Origin of the sequence: Caballeronia sordidicola (assembly GCF_000729995.1) — a bacterium.
Lineage (GTDB): Bacteria > Pseudomonadota > Gammaproteobacteria > Burkholderiales > Burkholderiaceae > Caballeronia > Caballeronia sordidicola_A.
The window spans coordinates 147337-172105 of record NZ_JNFG01000009.1 but is presented as its reverse complement, the minus strand read 5'-3'; the positions used below and the strand labels follow the sequence as shown (position 1 = coordinate 172105).

Here is a 24769-nt window from a genome sequence, read left to right as displayed (position 1 = left end):
TCGTTGTGAGCGTGGTGAGCACCGTTCGGTCGTAAAGCATCGCCGACGTTGCCCGCGCGACCATTGGGATCCTCACAGACGCACATGAAGGTGGCTACTTTTAGGTCTTAGCGTCAGGTATATGCCCCACAGCGGCCATGCCTTGCCCCGTTCGGCTGTGGTGCAAATAGCGATCAACGAATCGGTTAGAGTATCGGCCTGACCGATTTGAGAGCCGGCGATGAGAAAGCTGAAGAGTCTGGACGGGCTGTTCGCCGGCCGTCACTTTGACCGTGACGGGATCATTCTTTGTGTGCGCTGGTATCTGCGCTACAAGCTCAGCCTGCCCGATCTCGTCGAGATGATGGCTGAACGAGGGTTGTCGCTTGCTCACACGACGATCCTGCGTTGGGTGCAGCGCTATACGCCCGAGTTCGTCAAGCGCTGGAACCATTTCGCAACACCTGCGGGACGGTCGTGGCGGGTTGACGAGACGTACCGTACGCCCAGTCAACACATCCCGGCCGCACGGGGGTGAAGTTGCTTGAGCATGTTTGGAATGCAAAACCCGGTGGAGTTGATGTTGCAGTACCGGGGCGTGCCCTGGGAAGGCGACTTCATCAAGGGTGCCAACAACCAATCCTCCGTCGGCGTTCTGGTCGAACGGACCAGCCGCCTGGTGCTGCTCGCCAAGATGGAAGACGCCACCGCCGCGTCAGCGCTAGCGGGCTTTTCCGCCAAACTCAATTCGATTGTCGCGCCGTTACGGCAAAGCTTTACCTACGACCAGGGCAAAGAAATGTCGCGCCATCAGGAACTCACCGCCGCGGCCGGCCTGAACGTGTACTTCTGCGACACGCACAGTCCCTGGCAACGCGGTACTTGCGAAAACACCAACGGGTTGCTGCGTCAGTATTTGCCTAAAGGCACGGACCTATCGGTCCACAGTCAGGACGAACTCGACGCGATCGCCGACAGCCTGAACAGCCGGCCGAGCGCCACTCACGCATTCCATTCGCCATTCGAGGTCTTCGCTGCAACCTTGGAATTAGTGATACATACTAAAATTACTCGCGCGAGTGTGCTGTTGTTAGTCGATGCTCCTTCGGGGAAACATAGCGTGAACTCGTTGCGGCGATAACGCCCGTTATCATGTCCAGCCTGTAGTCTCCCACGGGGAAATCTCGTTCCACACCGTCAGCGGTCCCAAATAGCGCATCACGAGCGCGAAGCTCAGGACTATTCCCACTATGCTGGCAGCATTGACCAGCAGCACGAGCACCATGATTCCAAGCAGTTGGGACCACGTCATCGTTTCGCGATTCCTTTTGCACGCGCGACGGTGTCAAGGGCATTGAGGAGACGTCCCTGGCTGGGCGCATCCTCCATCAAGAATTCGTCAGCCGGCGTGCGCTCGGCATAGATTCGCACCGGAGCAAAAGGTTTCGCGCGCCTCGGCTTTCCGCGGGGCAAGTGCCCCACAGAAAACCCGCTCACGCTTTTTGGGCGGAGATCTTCCGTTCTTATTAGAGCAGTAACAAGCTCGTCGTACATCGCTCGATCGTTGGCCATCAGGTCCGACATGTACTGGACCACACGATCAAGGTCGTCGTGGCTGGCTGGATCAAAGTTGCTTCCGAGCCGGGAAAGCGCTTCCGCAATAACCTTCGCGGCATCCCGTAGTTCTGCGGCGCTCCCGTCACTGCTCCCGTCCACCATACCGTTCGCGGGCATCTTGCTCACCTCTTGAAGTGTGGCCCAAAGGGAGCTGTGGGCCATCCACTACTCTTGATAAACCAGGGTTATCACGGCAACGCTATCGCGGCAACGTTCGCCGAGTAGCGTCGGGGCAGGGCGGCTTCGGGGGGCTTAGTTGAGTCGGCGCTATCGGCCAGTTGGGCTGTTGGCCCGAGTCCTTATACACAGACGCCAATGGACTCAACCCGCGCAACCGGATAGCTCACGGGCTGGCCGGCCGGCCGGGACATCCTGGACCGAGGAACCGCCAACTGGGTAGTCCATTCCCTTATGGCTATTCGCACCTATGCGCATCTAAGTAGTTAGCCGATCGAGACTGCGTAGCGCACCTGTGAGCCGAATGGGTAGCAAAACCATCGGGTCCACGCAGCGCAATATGTGCTATCGACCAAGCCTCTGGATCGTCACAGATGCGAGCTTCGCGAGCGAAGCGCCGACGCGCTTTCGGGGCACGCGATGTCGACGTCCTCGCAAAGCCCGAGGGCAATCTGAAGACCGACACAGCACCGGTCACCCTGTCCGCTTACGAATTACAGGTGCTCCGCGAGGAACGTCAGCGAGCGGCCGTGCGCGAGCGCGGCCGCTCGCTGGTTGTATGACGCGCGGTCCGTACAGCTGAATCCGTGCTCAGCGCCGGAATAGAGGTAAAACGACGCGTTATGGCGGCCTGCGAACGCGCTCTTCACAACCTCGACTGCCGGTAGAGGGATGGCGTGATCGTTCTCCCCGTAGTGGAACAGGATCGGCTCGGTGATCTTGCTCGCGGCATCGAGACGGCCCTGGATGCCGCCGCCGTAATATGCTACGGCCGCGTCGACCTTGCCGGTCGACGCAACCAGATACGAAAAGAGGCCGCCCATGCAAAAGCCGACCGCGGCGACCTTGCCCGAGACTTCCGGAAGCGTGCGTAGCAGATCTGCCGTGGCTGCGATGTCGGCGACCGCGAGGTCGACGTCGGTCTCTTGTGCCAACTCGAGAGCTGTTTTGACGTCAGTGCCTTCATAGGTCAGCTCGACACGCGGCTGCGTACGCCAGAATACATCGGGTGCGAGCGCGACGTAGCCGGCGGCAGCGTACTGATCGCAGACCGCGCGGATGTGCCCGTTCACGCCGAAGATTTCCTGGATGATGATGACGGCAGGCCCGCTACCGTGCCTGGGCAGTGAAAGGTAGCCGCCGAAACTGTCGTTGCCGGACGGGATGTCGATCCATTGAGTAGCCACGTTGAATTCCTGATGAGCGAGATAATAATCGGACTCAGGATGTCTCAATCAGTCTTCATCCGGTAGGCCCAACGAATGACTTTCACAAATACAGTTCCTGAATGAATGATTCGGCAAAGCCGAACAGTTTAGACAGTTGCCTTTAACTGTCGATGCGTTCTGCGCCGCTACTGGCGGTTCGCAAATCCCGAAACTCGGCCGCCATGTAATCCGAGAATGCGCGGGCGGACGGCTTCGCGGCTCGGCCCGCCGGAAGCACGACATTGATGTCCGCCGATCCCATCTCCCAATCGGGCAGCACGCGCACCAATCGGCCCGTTTCCAGTTCGTTGATCACACTGAGATCTCCCGTCGAAAGAATGCCGAGCCCGGCGACAGCCGCCGCGACGGCTGCGTCGGTGCCGTTCAGGATAAAGCGGCCCTCGACGCGCACAGAGCGGGTCATTCCGTCACGCTGAAACGCCCATCCCTCTATGACTCGGCCGGCAGGGCTGACGATGGTCGAGTGGTCCGCAAGATCGCGCGGGGCCGACGGAGTTCCGGCCGTGGCCAGGTAAGAGGGTGCTGCAACGACGACACGGTGCACCGTTCCGATTTTGCGGGCAATGGCCGTGGAATCGCTAAGAACGCCAATGCGGACAGCGACGTCGACCGATTCGCCGACAAGATCTTGCCGATCATCATTGAGGACGAATTCCATGCGCAGACCGGCGTGCAGATCGGTGAAACGCGCCAGACGCGGCAGGACACCACGTATTGCAAAGCCGGAGGATGTGGCGACGCGCAGTAGGCCGCGCAGCTCACCGGTTCCGCGAGCGGCGTGATCGGCCTCTTCGAGAGCCGCCAGGATGGACTCAATACGAGACAGATAGTCGGAGCCTGCCTCGGTGAGTGTCACGGCTCGAGTCGTTCGAACGAGGAGCGCGACGCCGACTTGCGTTTCGAGGGCGGCCACGATCCGTGACGCCGTAGGCTGCGAAATGCCCATCTCGCGCCCAGCAACGGAAAAACTCCCGCTCCTCGCGACGCGGGCGAACAGTTGCAACGAGAAGAACCTGTCATTCATTCAGAAATCGCATTTATCAAAGTCATTTTTTCAGACTACCGCGAATTTCTGAATAAACCAATAATTGTTTCGAGTTACCCCCGACATGCCGAACACGAATGAAGGATCCAGCACGCTTACCGCTCCGGCCATTGCCGGCGGGGTGTGGATATCAGCCATCGCCCGGGATGTCTGGACCCTGATCGCCATGGCACTAAACGGGTGATGAGCGACCAGTCGAAAGCGGTGAGCAATGACGGGTTTGTCGGACGCTCGGTGCTCGCACCGAGGAACAACTTCGAAACCGCCGCGATGTACGTGTGCGCTGTGATCGCCGCGCTTTGGCACCAGCCATCAACGGACGCCGCCCGTGGCCGGCGTCTGCGCTGTGTTACGCGCGACCTTCACGCGAGGTTGCAGGTTGAAGACCCGTGCACTGCGTTCACTCTCGCGACCGACCGGAATGATCTGCGTCGCAGTCGTGACCTGCGTGCCGTTCGAGCTACCGGCCTCTTGCCAGCCTGATGCGGTGAGAGCCTCCAAGAAGCAAAGCCATTTTTCCGGAGTATCAGCCATGACCTCTTCTAACCAAGCGCTTCTCTTCACTCCCTACGCGCTCGGCGAACTTCAACTCAAAAACCGTGTGGTGATGGCGTCTATGACGCGCGGCCGCGCGCGCAATGCCGAACTCGCCCCCACAGAACTTCACGTCGAATACTATCGCCAACGGGCGGCGGCCGGCCTCATCCTCACCGAAGGCACTTGGATCAGCCCGCAAGCAATCGGATTCATCAACGCTCCAGGCCTCTTTACCGAACGCCAGATCGAGGGCTGGCGGCCCGTCACCTCTGCCGTGCACTCCGAAGGCGGGACAATTTTCGCGCAGATTGCTCATTCCGGGGCGATTTCGCATCCCGACTTTTTCGACGGCGAGCTACCAGTCGCCCCGTCCGCAGTGAACCCCGGCCTGAAAGCATTCACACCTGGAGGGTTCAAGGACACGGTGACGCCGCGTGCCATGTCGCTTGAAGAAATCGGCTCGACCATCGCCGACTATGGCGCAGCTGCGAAGAATGCCAGGGAGGCCGGCTTCGATGGCGTGGAACTGCATGCGGCAACCACGTATCTCCTGCCTGAATTCCTCAACAGCACGCTGAATATCCGCGAAGACGCTTATGGTGGCAGCGCGGAGAACCGAACGCGGATCGTCCTGGAGGTTCTCGACGCGCTGATCGCGGTCTGGGGACCAGGGCGTGTCGGCATCAAGATCAGCCCGGCGCTCGCAATGGGTGGCCTCGGACTGACCGACAAGACGATCGAAACCTACGACTATCTTGTTGACCGTCTCAATGAACTTCCACTCTCTCACCTTCAGGTCGGTAGAACGCTGGACGACTTGTCGGGCACGCCCATCGCCGCCTTGCAGGACACGATCGGCTACTACCGCGCCCGCTACAACGGCACCTTGATCGCGAACTTCGGCTTTGATGGTGCCTCCGCCAATAAGGCGATCGAAGACAAACAGGCCGATCTGGTTTCCTTTGCCAAACCGTTCATCGGCAATCCCGATTTCGTGCGACGCCTCCGCGAGGGCCTGCCGCTCGCATCCTCATCCGTGGAGACTTACTACCAGGGTGGACCGCAGGGATATGTCGACTACCCCGCCGCTCCCTGAGGCGACTACCGGCAAACGCTGAAGTGTCGGAAGCCAATCCGGCCGCTTTTATCAAGGCGGCCCTGAACGCACGACAACCTGTAGCGCAGCGGCGAGCTAGTCTGCAAATCGGAAAGGAAGATAGCTATGGAAATGAGAACGCTTGGTAAAGATGGTCCCCGTGTTTCCGCGATGGGTCTCGGCTGCATGCGGATGTCGAGTTTAGCGGGTCCGAAATCAGGCGCCGATGAGGAAGGTATCGCTACCATTCAAGCTGCCTTGGACACAGGAATCAATTTCTTGAACACAGGCGACTTCTACGGAATGGGACACAACGAGCTTCTCGTCGGTAAAGCGATTAAAGGTCGGAGAGACCAAGCGCTTATCAGCGTGAAATTTGGCGCTCTTCGTGCTCCTTCCGGGCAAGTGTTGGGCATTGATGTTCGGCCAAACGCCGTGAAGAACTTCGCGGCTTACTCCCTTCAGCGACTCGGCGTAGATGTCATCGACATTTACCAGCCTGCTCGCATCGACCCGGACGTGCCGATTGAGGAAACGGTTGGGGCTATCGCCGATCTTATCAAGGAAGGAAAAGTTCGATACCTGGGTTTGTCCGAAACAGGCGTTGAAAATATTCGGCGTGCCCACAAGGTGCATCCCGTGACTGCTCTTGAAATCGAGTATTCCCTTGGAACACGTTTCATCGAGGAGGAAATCCTGCCTACCGTAAGGGAGCTTGACATCGGGCTGGTGGCTTATGGGGTGGTCGGTCAAGGGCTTCTTACTGGTTCAGTTACAAATAACATTCCGGCAAACGACTTTCGTCGCCAGTTTCCGAAATTCGATCAGGAGAACCTTCCGAAGAACCTGGAAAAGGCTTCGTTGCTTGAGTCCATGGCGCACCGGAAAAACTGTACGACAACGCAATTGGCAATAGCATGGGTGCTATCTAGGGGCGAAGACATTGTGCCGCTCGTCGGAATGAGCCGTCGCGCACGTTTGGCGGAAAATCTGAAGGCCTTTGATGTGACGCTTAGCAAAGAAGATCTCGATGATCTCGATCGGACCTTTGCACTGGGAGCAATCACAGGGGACCGCTACCCCGCTCAATTCAAACACTTGGCGGCCAAATAGAAAGGGTGTTTAGGATCTTCCTCCCTAAGAGATGTTGGTCCGAGAGGACCAGCGTCTACGCTTCGGAGGTAAGCCCCCGGTCCCGGGAGACGTTGGAATGGCAAGTTAATCATCCTGTACGGAAGACGATATGACCGAGGTCTCGATTTCGACACCACATCACTTGCTGAAGGGCTACGTGGCTACCCCGCGAGGCGAGGGGCCTTGGCCCGGCGTCATCGTGCTCCACGACATCTTCGGCCTGACCGACGTGACGCGTGGTCATGCCGATTGGCTGGCCAGGGAAGGGTATCTTGCGGTGGCGCTAGACCTGTTCTCGTGGGGCGGCCGCCTCCGTTGCATCCGGGCCCTGATGGCGGGTCTGTCAGCCCGCAAGGGACCGGTGTTCGACGATGTCGATGCCGTGCGGCAGTGGCTGGAAGGCCGCGAGGACTGCACCGGCAAGACCGGGGTCATCGGCTTCTGCGTGACCGGCAGCTTTGCGATCCTTCTGGCGGCCGGACATGGCTTTTCGGCAAGCGCCCCGAACTACGGTCCGGTCCCGAACGACATCGATGCGATCATGGACGGTGCCTGTCCGGTGGTCGCTGGCTACGGTGGCCGCGACAGGAGGCTGAAGGGCGCGGCGGCGCGGCTGAAAGGCGCACTCGAGCGTAACAATATCGAGCATGACGTCAAGGAATACCCGGACGCCGGACATTCCTTCCTAGATGATCACAAGGGCCTGATAGGGGTGCTTGGTGTCGTCATAGGGGCGACTTACAAAGACAAGGACGCGGCTGATGCGCGAGGCCGCATCCAGGCGTTCTTCGCGCGCCATCTCGCCTAACAGAAGCGAACCCGACCATGACCACAGCCACTAAGACCAAGGTCGCTCTTGTCACCGGAGCGTCGTCGGGCATCGGCGAAGCAATAGCCGTCCGGCTCGCCTCGCACGGCATCAAGACCTATGGCGCTGCGCGCCGTACCGAGCGAATGGAGCAGCTGGAAAAGGCCGGCGGCCATCCTATAAAAATCGACTTGGCAGACCCCGTCTCAATCGAAGCGTCCGTGTCGTCGATCATCGCCGAAAGCGGGGGAGTGGACATTCTGGTGAACGCCGCCGGGACGGCACTCTATGGCTCAGTCGAGGAAACTCCGATGGCCGAGGCTCGGAGACTTTTCGAGGCCAACCTATTCGGCGCGGCAGCTCTGGTTCAACAGCTTGCCGCCCAGATGCGCGCTCGGCGGTCCGGTACTATCATCAACATAACCTCTGTCGGCGGTGTTGTCTCTTCCCCCTACGGCGCCTGGTATCACGCCACGAAGTTCGCGTTCGAGGGCTTCTCGGCGTCGCTCCGCCAAGAACTCAGCCCTTTTGGGGTTGATGTCGTCATAATTCGGCCTGACGCAATCAGGACGGGATGGCGTGCCATTGCTGGCGAAACCCTTCTTGCCCATTCAGGCGAGGGCCCATACGCCAAGGCTACGCAGACAGCTTACGCGAAAATCATGTCACCCCAATTCGAAAAAAATCTTTCCGATCCGAGTGTCGTCGCCGACGTCGTAGACAACATCCTATCAGCCAAGCGCCCCAAACCCGTCTATATGGTTCCCCGAATGGCAAAGGTCCTCCTCATAATGTCAGCATTAATGGGCAGCGACCGTAATCGGGACGCCTTTGTCCGTTGGTTCTTCGGACTCCCGAAGACGATGTAATCGAGCGCCACGACGGTGGCCTCGCTCCAATTTTAGGCGGCCGAGCACCATCGGAGAGCGGTCCAGGCCGTGGGATTAATGATTTACTGAAAAATCAATCGTCGAAAATTGTACGTCCGCGCCGGCCTATTGTTTCGCCGCGAGGACGTTGAGGACCGGCGCATCAAACGCATCGGACTCAGCCCTACGGGTGATCGAGCAATCGAGCAGATCGTTGCGGCGCGCCGACTGGCAGTTGAGCGTTTCGTCAGCGCGCTGAACGCCGCTGAACGCCGCTGAGCGCGCGGGACTGGCGACCGCGGCGACGACCCTGGGTGTGCTGACGCGCGTCCATTTCCCCGACATCTGCGCGCACTTATCGATTTCCTCTTCGGACACTTCCCAATGACTTCCTCTACTCAACCTAGCGCCGTAAGAGCGCTCGATAGCAACGTGTTTCGTATTGCTGCCGTGGTCATTCTTGGCAGCTTCATGTCAATTCTCGACACCACCATCGTCAATGTTGCAATCAAGGAGCTGTCCCGCTCTTTCAGTGTGTCGCTAGCGGTCACACAATGGGCATCGACCGGTTACATGCTCGCGCTGGCCACAGTGATTCCACTGACCGGTTGGGCGGCTGATCGCTTCGGCACCAAGCGCCTGTATATCGGTTCGATTCTGCTCTTTGTGCTCGGTTCCGCGCTGTGCGGCATCGCGTGGTCGGCCAATTCATTGATTGCCTTCCGCGTGCTGCAGGGTGTCGGCGGCGGCATGATCATGCCTGCTGGCATGACGATTCTGTCGCATGCGGCGGGCAGTGACCGCATGGGTCGGGTGATGGGCATCGTCGGTGTGCCGATGCTGTTGGCGCCGATCGTCGGTCCGATTCTCGGTGGTTGGTTTGTCGATGACTTTTCCTGGCGCTGGATCTTTTTCGTCAATGTGCCAATCGGTGTCATTGCGCTAATCGCGGCTGCGCGCATTCTGGAGCGTGACGTACCCAAGCCACACCATGCGCTGGACTGGCGCGGCCTCTTGATGTTGTCGCCGGGCCTGGCGATTTTTGTCTACGGCCTGGCCGAAACGGCGGAGCACGGTGGCTTCCAGTCGATCGATGCACTCGGTGGCGTAGTCGTCGGTTTGCTGCTGGTAGTTGCGTTCGTGTGGCACGCCAAACACCGGGATGATCCCTTGATCGACGTACGTCTTTTTACACGCCGTGCGGTGGGCGTTGCAGCGTTGACCAACTTTCTCTTCGCGACGGCGTTTTTTGGCGCGGCATTTTTGCTGCCGCTTTACTTCCAACTTGTGCGCGGCGAATCGGCGTCGCACACTGGGTTGTTGCTGGCAGCACAGGGCTGCGGCGCGATGGTCTCCATGCCGATTGCTACGCGCATGACCGACAGAACGGGGCCGGGTCGCATCGTGCTGATCGGCCTCACATTAGTAGGCATAGGCATGCTCAGCCTCACTCAGATTCACAGCGACACAGCGATGTGGGTTATCGAGTGCACGCTGTTCGTGCTCGGTCTCGGCATGGGTGCCACGATGATGCCGTCGGTGAGTGCATCGCTCTCGACTTTGCAACGCCACGAAATTGCGCGCGTAACCAGTGGCATGAACGCGATGCAACGCGTCGGCGGCTCAATCGGCACCGCATTACTGGCTGTCGTCTTGTCGCGTCAGATGACATTTATCATGTCAGGTGCGACGACAGGCGGCGCAGGCATGCACTTAATGCAAACCATGACACCTGCGACGCGAACCTTGGTCTTACCGGCACTGAGTAGGGCCTTCGGTCACACCTTCGCATGGTCGTTGGGAATCACCGTGCTCGGACTGGTGGCCGCAAGCTTTTTGCCACGGAGAAATTTAGTGAAAACGCAAGGACAAGAGGCTGCTGCGGCGACGTTGACGGACTAGCCCGCTCTTCGCCGACTTTTCCGTGGTTCCTCAATGACACGATCAACTTTGTAGACTATCGCGAGTTGTTCAGCGACTTGTTGGGGCCGAGCCCGAAGCGAATTCCGTGGCTGACTCGATCGCGCAATTCCCAAACGCAAGGAGAGGCAACGATGACGACCCGGCAGACCAATGACGGAGGTGCCATTCTGGTCCAGCATAGCGACAACGGTGTTTCGCGTATTACGTTCAATCGGCCAGCGCAACGCAACGCAATGAACCGCGCCGCGCGCGTCGGCCTGGTGAACGCACTCGACGAGTGCCGAGGTAGAGCGAAAGTAATCGTCCTCACAGGCAACGGACCTGCGTTTTGCGCGGGCGTAGATTTGAAAGAGGACCAGGCGAGCACGGGTGACGCCGAAATGGACAGGCGAAGTGAGTGGGGCGCCGTTCTGGAGGAGATTCGACGGCATCCAGCCGTAGTAATCGCGGCGGTCAACGGATTCGCCTTGGGGGGCGGTTCGACACTGATCAATATTTCAGATCTCGCGATTGCAGCGCACGAGGCCAGTATCGGGATGCCGGAGATAGGATTTGGCTTGTATCCGGTGTTGGCCGGACCAGCAGTACAACTACGGTTGTCCCCGAAGCGAGCTGCCTGGTTGATTCTCACAGCGGAGCGAATCAATGGGCGGACCGCGGCGGAGTGGGGGCTCGTCAATCGCTCGGTACCGCTCGCGGACCTGGACAACGAGGTAACAGCCCTTGCGAAACGTATTGCGGGATTCGACGCCATCGGCCTCGAGGCGGCAAAGCAGGCGTTGTGGAAGATTCCAGGCGAAATCTCGGAGTGGACATCGGCGGTTGAGTACGCGAAGAATCTTGTGGCGGATATTCGCGCGCGCAGCCAGGCATTCGATGACGGCATGAGCCGCTTCCGCGAAGGTCAACGTAATCCTGGGCAAGGTTAATGTTCGCGATAGGCAGCTCTACTTGAGTAACGCGCGCGGACGCAACGAGATTGCCACTCTGGCAGCCGTGTGAGCCTCACGTTGGGCGCGATGCCGCCAGCAACGGAATGAGTTCGTTCAGAGCGGCGAGTTCGGCTGCGAGCGCTGCTTCGGGAGTGCGTGCTGCGCCGTCCCGCAATAGGCGGCGAATGCGGCTAAGGGTGCCTGCGGGTTTTTGTGCAAGGTCGGCCGCATAGCGTTCAGCTTCCTGAAACACGAATCGGTTGGCCACAACGTGGGTCACAAGACCTCCCTGCAGTGCTTCTTGCGGCTGTACTGTACGGCCGGATAGCAGCCAGTCACGTGCTCGGAGGTCGCCGACACGCCGGGCGAGCAGCGTGGTCGCAGCCGCTTCGGGAACAATTCCTAGCGTTGCAAAAGGAAAGGCGAATACCGCATTCTCACCGCACACAACATAGTCTGCGCTCAGCAGTAAGGTCGCACCAAAACCGTGGGCCGCACCGCAAACGGCTGCGACGAGCGGTTTGTCGAGCTGAAGGAACGCTCGCATGCAGCGCGCGACCACGCCGTTGTCCGGTTGCGGCCAAAGATGTCCGAAGAGTTGCCGGTCGTGACCTGCACAGAAACAGTCTGCCGTTCCCCGGATCAGCACAACGGCGACGTTGGCAGCTTCGTTGGCGTCGGTCAGCTTATCGGCAAGCGCTGAGAACATCGCTTCGTCGAGCGCATTGCGCTTCTCGGGGCGCTCGATCGAGACATGCAAGATACCGTCTCGCAGTTCGGCAAGAATCTGTCCACTCACTTTAGGCTCCTAGTATCGGAAGGGGCGGGTACCACCCTGGGTCAGGGCGCATTGAAGTACGCTGGAAAATGACCCCGTGAGCACATCGGAGCGCTGTCGCGCGGGTGTGCTCCGTGCGGGCGGTGGTGCTAGCGCTGCTGGTTCAGGTTGTTGAATCCGGGCACGAGCGCATCGAACCGCTCATGGACGGCTGGAACTATGCCCCGGCGCGTGGTGAATGTCGCATGCACGGGGTCTCGGTGTCCTAGTCAGGGCTGGCACCAGGTGTTGCAGACGGTTTCAGCAGGGAAATCAAGATTTCCTTCGCGAGGCGCGCGGCCTCCACCGGCAACGCCGTGCGAGGCCGCTTGACGGGCGTGATCATCGAGAGGGTAACTTCGATTTGCGGCGAGACGATCCTTTGCCAATGCAGCGATGGATGGTCACCGGGCCGCAGAGAATTGAGCGGCATTACCGTGTAGCCGACTCCACGCTCGACCAGTTCTATGATCGAGCGTACCGAATCTATCTCGAGTGCCATTGTCAACATGATGCCCAGCCGCGCGGCTTCAAACTCCAGCAGCGACCGGGTGGCAGTTGAAGCGTGCGGCATAATCAAAGGGATTCGCACAAGCTCGCTCAGCGCGACCTCACTCGCCGAAGTACCTATCGGATTTAAGCTGATCAAGTAAAGATTATCCGTGGCGATGGGTTCTATGACGAGGTTAGGTGACGCCGCAGGATTGAGAAGGATTGAAAAGTCGAGACCTCCTACCAGCACCTGTTCATACAACGATCGCGAATAGCCCTCGACGAGACTCAGCGATGCTTTGGGAAATCGTTCGACAAAGCGTTCAACGAACGACGGTATCAAAGTTCGCCCGACGCTCGGCGTAAAGCCCGCTACCACCTGTCCTTCATAGGCGGATGCACCTTCTTCCTTTAGGGCTATCAGTGCGGTGTCGGCAGCGTGAAGGACGCCGCGAGCGTGATCGAGAAACCGTCGGCCCGCTGGCGTCAGAATGACGCCGCGTCCGTTTCTCGAAAAAAGCGATGTCTTGAGCTCAACCTCGAGAGCTCGGACGTGTCTACTGAGGGTGGGTTGCGCAATCTCCAAAACGTCAGACGCCTTGCCGACGCTGCCCAATTCCGCGATGCGAACGAAATAGCGAAGCTGCTTGATGTCCATGATTGGTAAAAGGTCCGATTCTTATTATCGATATGCTCGCGACCATGAGGATAGTGCGATCGTCGATCGGCACGCCAACCCAAGATTTAATCATACAGGAATCCGCTTTTACCGGTTACGCCTCGAGGCTACCGAACAAAACGTGAGACCCGCCGCGGAGCGGCACTTCGCTACTTGAAGGATCCGCGCCGGCGTTGCGCGGATCCTTCTCGTTCAGGACCTGGACGTGCCGTCGGTAGCGCTCGAACGCTCGCCTGCGTGTTCGCTGGAGACGTCGGGGTTGGTTCTGACGACAAACGCGATGACAGCGGCTCCGGCCACAAGTAGCGCCGCCATGATGTACAAACCAATATCGAATCTCCCGGTCGTCGTCTTCACCCATCCGATGATGAAGGGGCTCAGGAATCCTCCGATTTGGCCGACGGAGTTGATCAACGCGATCCCCCCGGGAGCCGAAGATCGCGGAAGCAACGTCATCGGTACAGAAAATAGAATCGGCATCGCGCTAAAGACCGAAATTGTTGCGACGCTCAAGGCAAGAAGAGTGAGCGGAAGATTAGACCACACGAATGAAAGCGAACCGAGGGCAACAGCGCCCGCCAACGCGCAAGCAGTGGCATGCCAGCGGCGCTCCAGTGTGCGGTCGGAATGGCGAGAGAGGAGAAGCATTCCCACTGCACCAAGACCGTACGGAATGATGGACCATAGGCCGATTGCCGATGCCGTGCCGACGCCTGCATGCCGAAGCATCAGCGGAAGCCAGAACGAAATGACATACGTGCCGCAGATGATCGTGAACCAGCCGAATGCGATTGCGTAGACATTAGGGTCGCGAAATGCACCGCCAAAACCGCCTCGCCCCCGGCGATCCCCACCGGACGCACCGGCGATCACGATCCGGCGCTCGTCGTCCGAAAGCCACCGAGCTTGATCTGGCCCATCCGGCAGGATCCGAAAACATACCAGCCCCAACAGCACGGACGGTATCCCTTCAATCAAAAAGAGCCATTGCCAGCCGCGCAGCCCTTGAATGCCGGAAACCGTGTCAAGGATGAAGCCGGAAATTGGTGCACCGAAAAGCCCAGCCATAATACTGCCGCTCAGGAAGAGCGCGGTCACCCTGGCGAGCCTTTGTTTCGGATACCAGAGCGTGAGATAGAAGACGACGCCAGGTGTAAGCCCCGCTTCGAACATTCCGAGCAGGACGCGCAACGCGTAAAACATGCCGGGTGTGCGGACGAACATCATGCAACTTGACGTCGCTCCCCAGCAGATCATGATTCGGGCGAGCGTGCGCCGCGCTCCCACTCGCTGCAAAAGCAAATTGCTCGGTATCTCGAAGATGAGGTAGCTCGCGAAAAAGATACCTGCGCCCAATCCGTAAACGGCGTCAGTGAATCCCAAATCCGATTTCATCTGCAAGGCGGCAAAACCGATGTTGATGCGATCGAGATACGCAAATATGTAGCCAAGAAGAACCAGCGGAAAGATTCGCCATCCGATGCGCGAATAGACTTGCGTTTCATCACTTGATGGCGCGTGCGCGGCTGTCGGCGCAGAGCTGTTTGCCATGAACGTCTCCATATTTACGGCAATTGAGGATAGCTCGGGCTTTACTTTTCGGCTTCGATGGCCGTTGTTTCCCTTTTGAGCGGTGCGTCCGTGGACGGCTTCATACAGTCAACGTGTCCTGCGTCCGGCAATAGCTTCTTCCCGCAATCCGACCCAAAGGACGGAGTACGTCGTGATTCACCCTGTGCCCCTCGCGAACGCCTTGTGCGCTGTGAACCAGGATGACTTCACCGACGAGCATCGTCGTTCGCGAATCCGGCGCACCGAATTCGTGATGCTCGTGCAAGCGGCATTCAAATTGGAGGGGCGACTCGCTGATTCTTCGGGGAAGGACCGTAACAGACGGCAGCGTGCTGAATCCAACCGCGTCGACCTCGCTGACCGTCGACGGATATTCGACCGCGCATTGCTGCACCTGGTTTGCCATTTCTTCCGATACTACGTTGATAACGAACTGGCCGGAACGCAGCACGTTGTGCACCGTGTCCTTGTACCCTCGGGGAAGGGTCTGGGCCACGATGCCCAGTAGCGGAGGCGTGACACTGAGGATCACGAACTGACTGAACGGGGCCGCGTTCAGAACGCCTTCGTCATTCTGTGACGTGACAAGCGCGATGGGTCGAGGGACGACGGAGCCGGTGAGAAATTTGTAGCGGTTCTCGTGGGTGAAATCAAGGAGGTCGACCGTTTCGTAAGATGAATGGACCATAAGGCTATGAAGAGCTGAGTAGGTTGAATCGCTTCCACCTTGGGTGGTTGCTGACATCCTAGGCAGTGAGGCCGATCCCAACAAGAACAGAACTTTTCTATCTGTTATGTCTTTTTTCGACCGCTCTTACGGTCGAGGTTACACCGGCCGCAGCAGCGGTGCATCGGCATTACACGGATTTCGTGTACCCCGCCATACGGTGACTCTCATCGCACACGCATATCAGAAAGAAAGCTTTCGTTCTTGTTCTGCTGCAACGCCGGGCATAACGTTCATCACGAAAGCGTTGGCCACCACCGGTTTGTTTGCCGGCCTTCGACAGGACGGCCTGCGCCTTTATCGAATCGTGCTCAATCATCGACGTGTGCTTGCCGGACTATTTCCAGGCACATGTCAACAAGGTAGAGAAAAGGTATCTGCATGGACAACAAAGCGAGTAGTCATCGCGCCGGAAGCCGCGATGGGTCGGAGACGCCCGCGGCGCTCGAGGGGCTCAAGGTATTGGATATGTCCGGGCTTGCCGGACAGTATTGCGGGAAGCAGTTCTCGGATCTTGGCGCAGACGTGATCCTTGTCGAACCACTCAACGGGTCCAATGTACGTTATGAAGGACCGTTCCTCGACAACCACATTCATCCCGAATTCAGCCTCTCCTTCACGTATTTCAATGCTGGAAAGAGGAGCCTCTGTATTGACCTCGATCAGCCGGAAGGCCAGCGCATTTTCGTGGAACTCGTCAAGCGGTCAGACCTTCTGATCGAATCTGAAAAGCCGGGTGTGATGGAAAGACGCGGCCTGGACTACGCTTCACTCGCGTCTGTCGCCCCTGGCCTCGTCATGACCAGCATCACCCCTTTCGGGCAGTCCGGGCCGTATTCGAACTACGAGTCCGAGGACATCGTGGCCCTCGCGCTCGGCGGAATGCTCTATCTCGGCGGTTATCCGGATAGCCCCCCGATCGCGGCGCACGGAAACCTGGCCTATCTCGCTGCTGCGCAATTTGCCTCCGTCGCGTCGATGATTGCCCTCCTCGGTCAAACCGAAACGTCGGGACACGAAAGCGGTTCACACATCGACGTGTCGATCCAGGAATGCGTGGTAATGGGAATGGAAAACGCCATTCAGTTCTACGACCTCGAACGCGTGGTGCGCAAGCGGGAGTCCGGTCAGCTGAAAATGGCCGGAACCGGCGTCTTTGAGTGTGTGGATGGCCAAATCTACCTGATGGCCGGTGGTATCGCGTCGGCGCGATTTTGGGAGTCGACAGTGCAATGGCTGATCGACGATGGTTTCCCCGAGGCGGCGAGACTGCTTGAAGACCAATGGAAGGACCATGACTATCTGCTCACCGACGAAGCTAAAAATCTCTTTTCCGAACTATTCGTGCCGTTCGCCAAGAAGCACAACAAGACCTGGCTGTATCAATCCGGCCAGGAGCGCCGCATCCCGGTCTGCCCAATCAGTACGCCAAAAGACATTCTCGAGAACCGGCAGCTCGCATACAGGGATTTCTTCAGCTCGATAAAGCACTTACCGTCCGAGAGGAGCATCGTTGCTCCGGGCGCGCCGTATCGACTTTCCGAAACACCGTGGAGTGCACCGTCGCATGCACCGCTCATGGGTGAGCATACGGATGAGATTCTTGCCGATCTCGGATATAGCAAGGCGGATCGTGCGGCGCTACAACAGGCAGGAGTTTTGAATTGAAAAAACTTCCTCTTGAAGGCATTCGAATTGCCGACTTCACGTGGATCGGAGCGGGATCGTTCACGACCAAGCTCTTTGCAGATCACGGTGCGGATGTCATCAAAATCGAGAGCACGGATCGCCTTGATCCGCTACGCGGTAGCCGACCGTACGCAGAGGGCGTGCCTGGCATCAATCGGAGTGGATACTTCGCAGATCGCAACTGCAACAAGAAAAGCATCACACTGAACCTCAAGACGGCTGAGGGACAGGCGCTTGCTCGGCAACTGATCGAGACGAGTGACATCGTTGCAAATAATTTCACTCCGGGGACGATGGAGAAGTTTGGCCTCGGCTACGAAGACGTGAAGAAGATTCGTCGCGACGTCATCTATCTGGCCATGTCGATGGCAGGTTCCTCCGGCCCCGAGCACAAGTATCTTGGATTCGGCCTGACAATCGGCGCACTAACTGGAGTTCAGTTTCTCTCTGGACTTCCGGACAAGGAGCCGGCTGGTACAGGGACCAACTTCCCGGACCACATTCCGAATCCATGCCACGCCGCATTTGCGGTGCTGGCGGCTTTGCGTCACCGCCGGCGCACAGGGCGGGGGCAGTACATCGACGTGGCTCAGACCGAGCCGACTGTCGCACTCCTTGGTCCTACGATGATGGATTGCACAGCGAACGGCAATGTGCCCAGTCGGATGGGTAATCAGCGCACGGCGTGTGCACCGCATGGCGTGTATCCCTGCCGTGGCGTGGACCGATGGATAGCCATATCGGCATGGCAAGAAGAGGCATGGAAAGGCCTTGTCGCGGCGCTTCCCGAAGCGGACGCTTTGGGCGCGACAAAATTCTCGGCATTATACGATCGCTTGGCAAACCGGGACGACCTGGACGTAGCACTGGCACACGCGACCAGCAGCTACGAAGCGGAGGACCTGATGACGAAACTGCAGAATCACGGTGTGCCTGCTGGAGTAGTATGGACTGCAGAAGATATCGTGGAGCACGACCTTCAGTTGCAACATCGAAGTCATTGGGTCCGGCTGCAGCATCCCGAAATGGGTGAATCAATCTACAACGCACCTCCGTTTCGTATCAGTGGACACGCCGAAACCGTTCGCTTGCCGGCACCACTATTGGGCCAGCATACGGACGAGATATGTCGGGACGTTTTCGGCATGGATGAAGCTGAAATTGCCAGCTTGCGCCAAAACGGAGTGTTGACGTGACGACGACACGGCCTTCCACGAGCGAGATGCTTGCGAAATTCGCCTGCTCATTTGACCCGTCTACAGTCAATGATGAGCATCTCCGGACGTGCGCCAGGGCGATTACGGATACATACGCAGTGTGCATAGCCGGCGCTAACGAGCTAGCGGCAGTTCGCATGCGGAAGTACATCTACGGCCTGGCTCTTGGCTCCGGTGGTGAACAACAACTGGGCTATGGAGCCGCTCGCCTGTGGGGGCGGGGCACTGCGACGACGGTGGAGTGCGCAGCGCTTTTGAATGGCACGGCCGCTCATGTGCTGGACTTCGACGACGCGTCATCGTCGATGGGGGGACATCCGAGTGTAGCGTTGCTGCCGGCGCTGATTGCGCTGGCTGAGTGGCGGGATATCAGCGGTTTGCGACTGGCCAGCAGCTATGTGGTCGGCTATGAAATCGCAAGCAAACTGGGTAGTGCGCTTAGTAAAGCGCACTACGATCGCGGATGGCATATGACCTCTTCGGTCGGGACAATCGCTGCCGCCGGCGCATGTGCGCATCTATTGGAATTGGAGTTCGACCAAACGGTCTCTGCGATTGGTCTTGCCGTGTCCCAAGCTGCCGGAACACGTCAACACTTCGGGTTCGACGCAAAGTCGTTTCAGGCCGGCCAGTGCGGTGCGGCGGCACTGCGCGCCGCGCTGCTCGCCGAGCAGGGTTTTACCGCGTCACCGCTCGCGATGGATGGTCAGGCCGGCTACACGTCCTTGTATTCGAAGTCGGAAGACATCTCGCAGGAGATGCTCACGCTGAATACAGCACCACTTGAAATCGATCGTGCGGGGGTGGAGATAAAGAAGTATCCCGCCTGTTACGCGGTTCATCGGCCGCTGGATGGCCTATTCCAGCTCAAGCGAGAGTTCGATGTGGGGCTGGACGACGTCGAATCGATTTACATCAGGACGAGTTATGGGACGCTATCCCCTCTATTGCGACGCTTGCCCGAAAACGGTGTCGAGGGGAAGTTCAGCATGGAATATGTGATTGCGGCGGCTCTGGAAGACAACGAGATTCGCCTCTCTACATTTACCGATGAGGCGGTGTGTCGACCAGGACTCCGAAAGGTCATGGCTTCCATCAAATCCGTCGAATCGCCCGGCGAGATCACGCCGCGTTGGGCAGAAATATCGGTGCAAACGAAAGACGGGCGCCAGCTATCACAGCGTATCGACGCGCTCCGCGGCGGCGCCTCCAATCCGCTTTCCGATGACGACTTGCACGCAAAGGTTTCGGATTGTCTTGCATGGGCGGGCAGTCCGATCGAAGCCACGAGGCTCTATCGAGGCGCGAAGCTGATCAGAACTGCCAGCGTGCGCGAAGTCTTGAACGCGATCGAGAGTACACAAGTTTTACCGGAATGAGGTATCGGATGAGCATTCTTTATGAAGTGAAGGATTCTGTTGCGACCATCGTCCTCAATCGACCGGAGGCGATGAATTCGCTCGACCCAGAGTCGCTTGTGGAGTTGAACAGCGTATTTGAGATCGCCAATCGAGACGCAAGCGTTCGCGTTGTCGTGCTGACGGGCAACGGTGACAAGGCGTTTTGCACCGGGTCCGATCTGAAGAAGACCATGCCGCCCAAAGAAAGCTTCGCAGAGCTCACGTTTGGGAAACCGCGGTGGCTCTATCCCTTCGCTGGAATGGAGATCGACAAGCCGATGATCTGCGCTGTGAACGGCTTTGCGCTTGCCGGGGGCATGGAGCTCGCACTGGCTTGTGACATTCGGATCGCTTCCAGCAACGCCCAGTTCGGGCAATCGGAAGTGTGTGTCGGAAGTATTCCGGCCGCGGGCGGAACCCAACGTCTTCCCAGGATGGTGGGGATGTCGGACGCCATGCTGATGATGTTGACCGGCGACCGTGTCGACGCGCAAACCGCCCTGCGGATCGGCCTCGTGAGCCGGGTGGTGCCGTTGGAGAGTCTGATGGACGAAGCGATGAAAATTGCCCGGCGCATTGCCGACAATGCGCCGCTGGCTGTTCGGGCCGTGAAGCGGCTTGTACGCGATGGTCTTGACTTGCCTCTGTTGACAGCCATTCAAGCAGAGCAGTTCGCACTCGGTTTGCTTCGCGATACCGAGGATCGGCTGGAAGGACGGCGTGCCTTCCAGGAGAAACGCAAGCCCGTATTCGCAGGTAAGTAACGGGTGCAAGCACTTTGGAGGCGCGATGAGACAGGTAGTTGTAGCAGGCATTGGGCAGACGGTATTCGGCAAATTCTTGCACCGCGGGGTGCGATCGCTTGCCGAGGAAGCGCTGTCTACCGCCATCGCCGATTCCGGTATCGGCTACGACGAAATAGGCGTGACGTATTTCGCGAATGCGCTGTCCGGGTTGGTGACGGGGCAAGAAACGATTCGAGGACAGGTCGCGCTGCGCAATACCGGCGTGATGGGGCGTCCGATCATCAATATCGACAACGCGTGTGCATCCGGATCGACGGCGTTTCATTTGGCATGGCTGTCGGTCGCGTCCGGTCAGACAGATGTGGCTCTGGCCATCGGGGCGGAGAAGCTGACGCATGAAGATAAATCCGTGACCTTCGGGGCGTTCGCCTCCGGCGTGGACGTCGAGGAGCGTGCGCGGCTTCAAACGAAAGCTCCTCAAGGGCACTCCGTATTTATGGACATTTACGCGGAGAGGGCGCGCCGCTACATGGAGTTCAGCGGCGCAACGCTCAAGGACTTTGCCCTTGTCTGCATCAAAAGCCGGAAGGCTGCGTCGATGAACGAATGGGCGCAGTTCCGTGCTCCGGTGACAGTGGATGAGGTGCTTGGCAGCCGCATGATTAGTGCACCGCTGACGCTGAACATGTGCTCGCCGATCGCCGACGGTGCAGCGGCGGCCATTCTAGTTAGCGAAGAGTTCGCACAACGTATTAAGGCGCCGCGCGTATATGTCAGGGCATCCTCACTTGTTTCCGCAAACAAGGACGGCCTGGGTCCGACGTGTGCGGAAAGAGCTGCGAAGGCTGCTTACGACACCGCGGGATTGGGTCCCGAAGATATCCATGTCGCAGAGGTTCACGACGCTTCGGCGCCCGCCGAGATCATGCTGTACGAACGACTCGGATTCGCGGCACCCGGCAAAGGAGTCAGCTTGCTGCGCGCAGGCGACACGTCTGTCGGCGGGCGGCGTCCGGTGAATCCGGGGGGAGGGCTCTTGAGCCGCGGGCACCCTGTCGGTGCCACCGGAATTGCACAGATCATCGAGCTCACGACCCACCTGCGGGGAACGGCTGGCGCCCGTCAGCGGGCAGGGGCGACGGCAGCGCTGGCCGAGTGCTCCGGCGGGCAGCTCGGTGCCGATTCGGCACTCGCGGCGGTGACGATACTCACCAACTTCAAATGACCTAATAGGCGGACTGGGCGATTGAACTTGGTTTTTTAGAAAATTTGATCAGGGTTCAATCTTTGCGTTGTTTAAACAAAGGAGGAGACGTATGAAAAAGAAAGCAAGGTTTGGATTGTTAGCCGGTCTGTCGTTGACGGCTTCCTATGCCGCAGCGCAGAGCTCGGTGACGCTTTACGGAATCGTGGACGTAGGTGTCGAATTTATTAACCACGTTCCCACGGCAGGGGGCAAGAGCGGCACGCAGTTTTCAGTGATATCCGGTGGCGCGCAAACTTCTCGATGGGGTCTTCGCGTGAAGGAAGATCTCGGCGGCGGTTACGGCACGACGGCCGTCCTCGAGAACGGCTTCGATGCAACGAAAGGAACGTTGAACAACTCGGGCCGACTGTTTGGTAGAGCGGCATACGTTGGCCTGACCACTCCGATGGGGGAGCTGACACTCGGACGGCATCCGACGCTGACGTATGAATTCGCCCTTGCCTACGATCCTGTCGCGCCTGCCATTTTTTCCAGCCCAGCCTTTGATCCCGCGTTCGTTTCTCGGGCAGACAATTCAGTGGAATACCGCAAGGATGTTCAGTTTCTTGGCGGCAAACTCTCACTGAACGCGCTCTATAGCTTCGGCTACGACAGCGTGGCCGGCGTCGGTCCGGTGGCGGGAGACTACCGGGTGGGAAAAGAAGAGAACGCGTTGCTCAATTATAAGCGGGGAATTCTGAGCATAGGTTTGCTCTTTGACGAGCAAAAAGGTAACACACTCGCAACGCAGTCGAACAAGACTCAACGCTTTGGTGCCGGAACGCAAATTGATCTTGATACGGTCAAGCTATACGGCGCATACCGATTCCTCGCGGTCAGAGCCGGCACAGGCAATCAATACGCATCCTTATATTGGATCGGGGCGCAGTACCTGGCGACACCCGCTTTCAATATATCGTCAGATATCCTGTACCAGAACGATAAAAATACTGGAACCGGCAATCCCGTTATGGCGTCGCTCCTGGCAAGTTATCTGTTGTCAAAGCGAACCGATGTGTATCTCGAGCTTGCGACTGTGCTGAATAAGAAGCACACCAATCTTGGCGTGAACGGGTTTGGAACTTCGGTCGTCGGGCAAACGCAGACGGGAGCGATAGTCGGTCTGCGGACCAAGTTCTGATCCCTTCATCAATCATCATCGACTCGGCAACTTCCGGCGTAGGCGGGCTGCGCCGGAAGGTCCTCCAATGAGCGCTGTCAGGTGTCACGAATCGTCGCAGACGTTAGCTGAAACATTTGCCAAGGAGCCACGGAGCGACATATGCAGGTTATAGATACGCAGGTTAGCCCGCGATCGGCAGCGTTCCGTGCCAACGCCGATGCGATGAGTAGGTTGGTCGAGGACCTGCGCGCTAAGGCGACGGAGGTGGAGCACACGATCAGCACGCTTGGCAAGGGTAACGTCAAGGCGTTCCGATTCGCACCCGGCGGTCAGGTCGCGGACGGCGCCGAATTGGCCGACTTCGAAGGAGTCGAATGATGGAGCAGGTGCGCATCGTCGAAGTCGGTCCGCGCGACGGCCTGCAGAACGAGAAGCAGAACGTTCCGACCGCAATCAAGCTCGAACTGATCGACCGTCTGGGGGCGGCAGGGCTGCGCGATATCGAGGTCACGTCGTTCGTGTCGTTAAAGTGGGTTCCGCAGATGGCGGATCAAGCTGAGGTCATGCGTGGGTTGCGACGCCGGGCAGGTGTTAACTATCCGGTGCTGACGCCGAATATGAAGGGCTTCGAGGCCGCAGTTGTCGAAGGCGCGACAGAGGTGTCGGTGTTCGCTGCTGCATCGGAGGGTTTTTCGCGGAAGAACATCAACTGTTCAATCGACGAGTCGATCGACCGCTTCGTTCCAGTGCTCGACGCCGCCAGGCGTCAAGGCGTCAAAGTCCGCGGCTATGTTTCCTGCGTGGTGGCTTGTCCGTACGACGGCGCGATCGCGCCGCAGCAGGTCGCGCACGTGGCGGCACGCCTGCAAGAGCTTGGCTGCTACGAAGTGTCGCTCGGCGATACGATCGGCACTGGCACGCCGGGTTCGGTGCTACACATGCTGGAGGCGGTGGCAGCGAGGGTACCTGTTAGCAGTCTTGCCGGGCATTACCACGACACCTATGGCATGGCGGTCGCCAACATTCACGCGTCGTATGAGTTCGGGGTACGGGTGTTCGACAGCTCTGTTGCAGGGTTGGGGGGCTGCCCTTACGCCAAGGGGGCAACTGGCAACGTCGCGACCGAGGACGTCGTCTACTTGCTGAACGGACTGGGCGCTGACACCGGCGTCGACCTGGACGCGCTGGTCGATTGCGGCGCGTGGATCTCGGCACAACTCGGCCGCGACAATGGATCGCGAGTGGGGCGTGCTGTCATCGCGAAGCGCTCGTGATTTAGAGCAAGGGCGAAACGCGAAGATCTTTGCACCCATGAAGCGGATGGTCGATTAAAACGCGAAGGTGGGCGTCAAGGGCGATGGCACCGGCGGGGATATCGCAAACGTCAAGACCCCGATGAATCCATTCAATGCGCGCAGCGGACGGGCCTTTGGTGCTCCTGCATCCGTGGTCCATGTTCGGGCACCACCCTAGTAGTGAAACGTCTATCACCAACACACGTCCCCAAAATGGGCGTACACAAGTTCAGACACCTGTGGCCGGGTCGCCCTTGTAGAGACCGTTTCGCTAGCGACCTATGAGCAAAAACCGTCTCGACATTGAGGTCGACCGCGGTGCGAGTCCGTCTATATACGCTAGAGGCGGATAAATATCGGAACTGCTGCATTGTTGGCCTTGCGTTAGGGCATGTGCGAGCGGAAACCAGAATTAGGGAT

24 protein-coding genes and 2 pseudogenes are annotated in these 24769 nt (G+C 58.6%); 16 read left to right on the top strand and 10 right to left on the bottom strand.

Annotated elements, in window-relative coordinates; genetic code table 11:
- Positions 1 to 220 precede the first annotated feature (220 nt).
- Positions 221 to 478: pseudogene (locus FH08_RS0110250) on the top strand (IS6 family transposase); the annotation flags it as partial.
- A 105-nt stretch (positions 479 to 583) separates the two neighbouring features.
- A pseudogene (locus tag FH08_RS0110245) lies at positions 584 to 1120 on the top strand (IS30 family transposase); the annotation flags it as partial.
- A 9-nt stretch (positions 1121 to 1129) separates the two neighbouring features.
- On the opposite strand, the gene FH08_RS52510 reads toward FH08_RS0110245, so the two are convergent.
- The 5 genes from FH08_RS52510 to FH08_RS0110220 all read right to left on the bottom strand — a co-directional run bounded on the left by FH08_RS52510 (position 1130) and on the right by FH08_RS0110220 (position 4581).
- Positions 1130 to 1291: a hypothetical protein gene (locus FH08_RS52510; protein WP_160172452.1), complete on the bottom strand. Its 162-nt coding sequence runs from the start codon at positions 1289 to 1291 to the stop codon at positions 1130 to 1132.
- On the bottom strand, positions 1288 to 1758 hold the full coding sequence (locus FH08_RS0110235) for a hypothetical protein (protein ID WP_031358227.1): 471 nt from the start codon (positions 1756 to 1758) through the stop codon (positions 1288 to 1290). Before FH08_RS0110235 ends, FH08_RS52510 begins: the two co-directional genes overlap by 4 nt.
- Positions 1759 to 2267: 509 nt before the next feature.
- A complete protein-coding gene (locus FH08_RS0110230) occupies positions 2268 to 2960 on the bottom strand; it encodes a dienelactone hydrolase family protein (RefSeq protein ID WP_031358226.1) in 693 nt (230 codons plus the stop codon).
- A gap of 142 nt (positions 2961 to 3102) precedes the next feature.
- Positions 3103 to 4005 (bottom strand): LysR family transcriptional regulator, encoded by a 903-nt coding sequence (locus FH08_RS0110225; RefSeq protein WP_235210326.1) that lies wholly within the window; start codon positions 4003 to 4005, stop codon positions 3103 to 3105.
- 354 nt (positions 4006 to 4359) lie between these two features.
- On the bottom strand, positions 4360 to 4581 hold the full coding sequence (locus FH08_RS0110220; RefSeq protein ID WP_031358224.1) for a hypothetical protein: 222 nt from the start codon (positions 4579 to 4581) through the stop codon (positions 4360 to 4362).
- Between FH08_RS0110220 and FH08_RS0110215 the strand changes: the two genes are divergently transcribed.
- From FH08_RS0110215 to FH08_RS0110200, 4 genes are all read left to right on the top strand, one after another.
- Entirely contained in the window at positions 4580 to 5680 is a 1101-nt protein-coding gene (locus FH08_RS0110215) for an alkene reductase (RefSeq protein WP_031358223.1), read from the top strand. The two genes, FH08_RS0110220 and FH08_RS0110215, sit on opposite strands and share 2 nt — an antisense overlap.
- A gap of 126 nt (positions 5681 to 5806) precedes the next feature.
- Positions 5807 to 6793 carry an aldo/keto reductase gene (locus tag FH08_RS0110210; RefSeq protein ID WP_031358222.1) on the top strand — a complete coding sequence of 329 codons (987 nt, stop codon included), beginning with the start codon at positions 5807 to 5809 and terminating at the stop codon, positions 6791 to 6793.
- Between the two features lie 130 nt (positions 6794 to 6923).
- Complete coding sequence (locus FH08_RS0110205; protein WP_031358221.1) at positions 6924 to 7622, top strand: dienelactone hydrolase family protein; 699 nt, start codon at positions 6924 to 6926, stop codon at positions 7620 to 7622.
- Between the two features lie 17 nt (positions 7623 to 7639).
- Positions 7640 to 8491: an oxidoreductase gene (locus FH08_RS0110200; protein WP_031358220.1), complete on the top strand. Its 852-nt coding sequence runs from the start codon at positions 7640 to 7642 to the stop codon at positions 8489 to 8491.
- A 126-nt stretch (positions 8492 to 8617) separates the two neighbouring features.
- Here FH08_RS0110200 and FH08_RS0110195 read toward each other — a convergent pair whose 3' ends face one another.
- Positions 8618 to 8869, bottom strand: coding sequence for a hypothetical protein (locus FH08_RS0110195; protein WP_031358219.1), 252 nt, complete (start codon positions 8867 to 8869; stop codon positions 8618 to 8620).
- A 6-nt stretch (positions 8870 to 8875) separates the two neighbouring features.
- Here FH08_RS0110195 and FH08_RS0110190 point away from each other — a divergent pair, with 6 nt between their 5' ends.
- Together FH08_RS0110190 and FH08_RS0110185 are read left to right on the top strand one after the other, a co-directional pair.
- On the top strand, positions 8876 to 10393 hold the full coding sequence (locus FH08_RS0110190; protein ID WP_031358218.1) for a DHA2 family efflux MFS transporter permease subunit: 1518 nt from the start codon (positions 8876 to 8878) through the stop codon (positions 10391 to 10393).
- A gap of 152 nt (positions 10394 to 10545) precedes the next feature.
- Positions 10546 to 11343 carry an enoyl-CoA hydratase/isomerase family protein gene (locus tag FH08_RS0110185; RefSeq protein WP_031358217.1) on the top strand — a complete coding sequence of 266 codons (798 nt, stop codon included), beginning with the start codon at positions 10546 to 10548 and terminating at the stop codon, positions 11341 to 11343.
- Between the two features lie 76 nt (positions 11344 to 11419).
- On the opposite strand, the gene FH08_RS0110180 is transcribed toward FH08_RS0110185, so the two are convergent.
- The 4 genes from FH08_RS0110180 to FH08_RS0110160 form a co-directional block, all read right to left on the bottom strand.
- On the bottom strand, positions 11420 to 12145 hold the full coding sequence (locus tag FH08_RS0110180) for an enoyl-CoA hydratase/isomerase family protein (RefSeq protein WP_031358216.1): 726 nt from the start codon (positions 12143 to 12145) through the stop codon (positions 11420 to 11422).
- A 244-nt stretch (positions 12146 to 12389) separates the two neighbouring features.
- The gene (locus FH08_RS0110170; protein ID WP_051888074.1) at positions 12390 to 13313 is read right to left on the bottom strand and encodes a LysR family transcriptional regulator; all 924 of its coding nucleotides are present in this window, start codon (positions 13311 to 13313) and stop codon (positions 12390 to 12392) included.
- Between the two features lie 213 nt (positions 13314 to 13526).
- Complete coding sequence (locus FH08_RS0110165) at positions 13527 to 14885, bottom strand: MFS transporter (RefSeq protein WP_051888072.1); 1359 nt, start codon at positions 14883 to 14885, stop codon at positions 13527 to 13529.
- A gap of 100 nt (positions 14886 to 14985) precedes the next feature.
- Positions 14986 to 15594 carry a flavin reductase family protein gene (locus tag FH08_RS0110160; RefSeq protein WP_031358213.1) on the bottom strand — a complete coding sequence of 203 codons (609 nt, stop codon included), beginning with the start codon at positions 15592 to 15594 and terminating at the stop codon, positions 14986 to 14988.
- A 420-nt stretch (positions 15595 to 16014) separates the two neighbouring features.
- Between FH08_RS0110160 and FH08_RS0110155 the strand changes: the two genes are divergently transcribed.
- The 8 genes from FH08_RS0110155 (at position 16015) to FH08_RS0110120 (ending at position 24328) form a co-directional block, all read left to right on the top strand.
- A complete protein-coding gene (locus tag FH08_RS0110155; RefSeq protein WP_075583314.1) occupies positions 16015 to 17301 on the top strand; it encodes a CaiB/BaiF CoA transferase family protein in 1287 nt (428 codons plus the stop codon).
- The gene (locus FH08_RS0110150) at positions 17298 to 18518 is read left to right on the top strand and encodes a CaiB/BaiF CoA transferase family protein (RefSeq protein WP_031358211.1); all 1221 of its coding nucleotides are present in this window, start codon (positions 17298 to 17300) and stop codon (positions 18516 to 18518) included. The genes FH08_RS0110155 and FH08_RS0110150 overlap by 4 nt, the downstream gene beginning before the upstream one ends.
- Positions 18519 to 18544: 26 nt before the next feature.
- Positions 18545 to 19918: an MmgE/PrpD family protein gene (locus FH08_RS0110145; RefSeq protein WP_075583313.1), complete on the top strand. Its 1374-nt coding sequence runs from the start codon at positions 18545 to 18547 to the stop codon at positions 19916 to 19918.
- Between the two features lie 8 nt (positions 19919 to 19926).
- Positions 19927 to 20703 (top strand): enoyl-CoA hydratase/isomerase family protein, encoded by a 777-nt coding sequence (locus FH08_RS0110140; RefSeq protein ID WP_031358209.1) that lies wholly within the window; start codon positions 19927 to 19929, stop codon positions 20701 to 20703.
- A gap of 25 nt (positions 20704 to 20728) precedes the next feature.
- Positions 20729 to 21910, top strand: coding sequence for a thiolase family protein (locus FH08_RS0110135; RefSeq protein WP_031358208.1), 1182 nt, complete (start codon positions 20729 to 20731; stop codon positions 21908 to 21910).
- Between the two features lie 91 nt (positions 21911 to 22001).
- Entirely contained in the window at positions 22002 to 23072 is a 1071-nt protein-coding gene (locus FH08_RS0110130; RefSeq protein WP_031358207.1) for a porin, read from the top strand.
- 141 nt (positions 23073 to 23213) lie between these two features.
- The gene (locus FH08_RS0110125; RefSeq protein ID WP_031358206.1) at positions 23214 to 23432 is read left to right on the top strand and encodes a hypothetical protein; all 219 of its coding nucleotides are present in this window, start codon (positions 23214 to 23216) and stop codon (positions 23430 to 23432) included.
- Entirely contained in the window at positions 23429 to 24328 is a 900-nt protein-coding gene (locus FH08_RS0110120; RefSeq protein ID WP_031358205.1) for a hydroxymethylglutaryl-CoA lyase, read from the top strand. Before FH08_RS0110125 ends, FH08_RS0110120 begins: the two co-directional genes overlap by 4 nt.
- Positions 24329 to 24769: the final 441 nt, after the last annotated feature.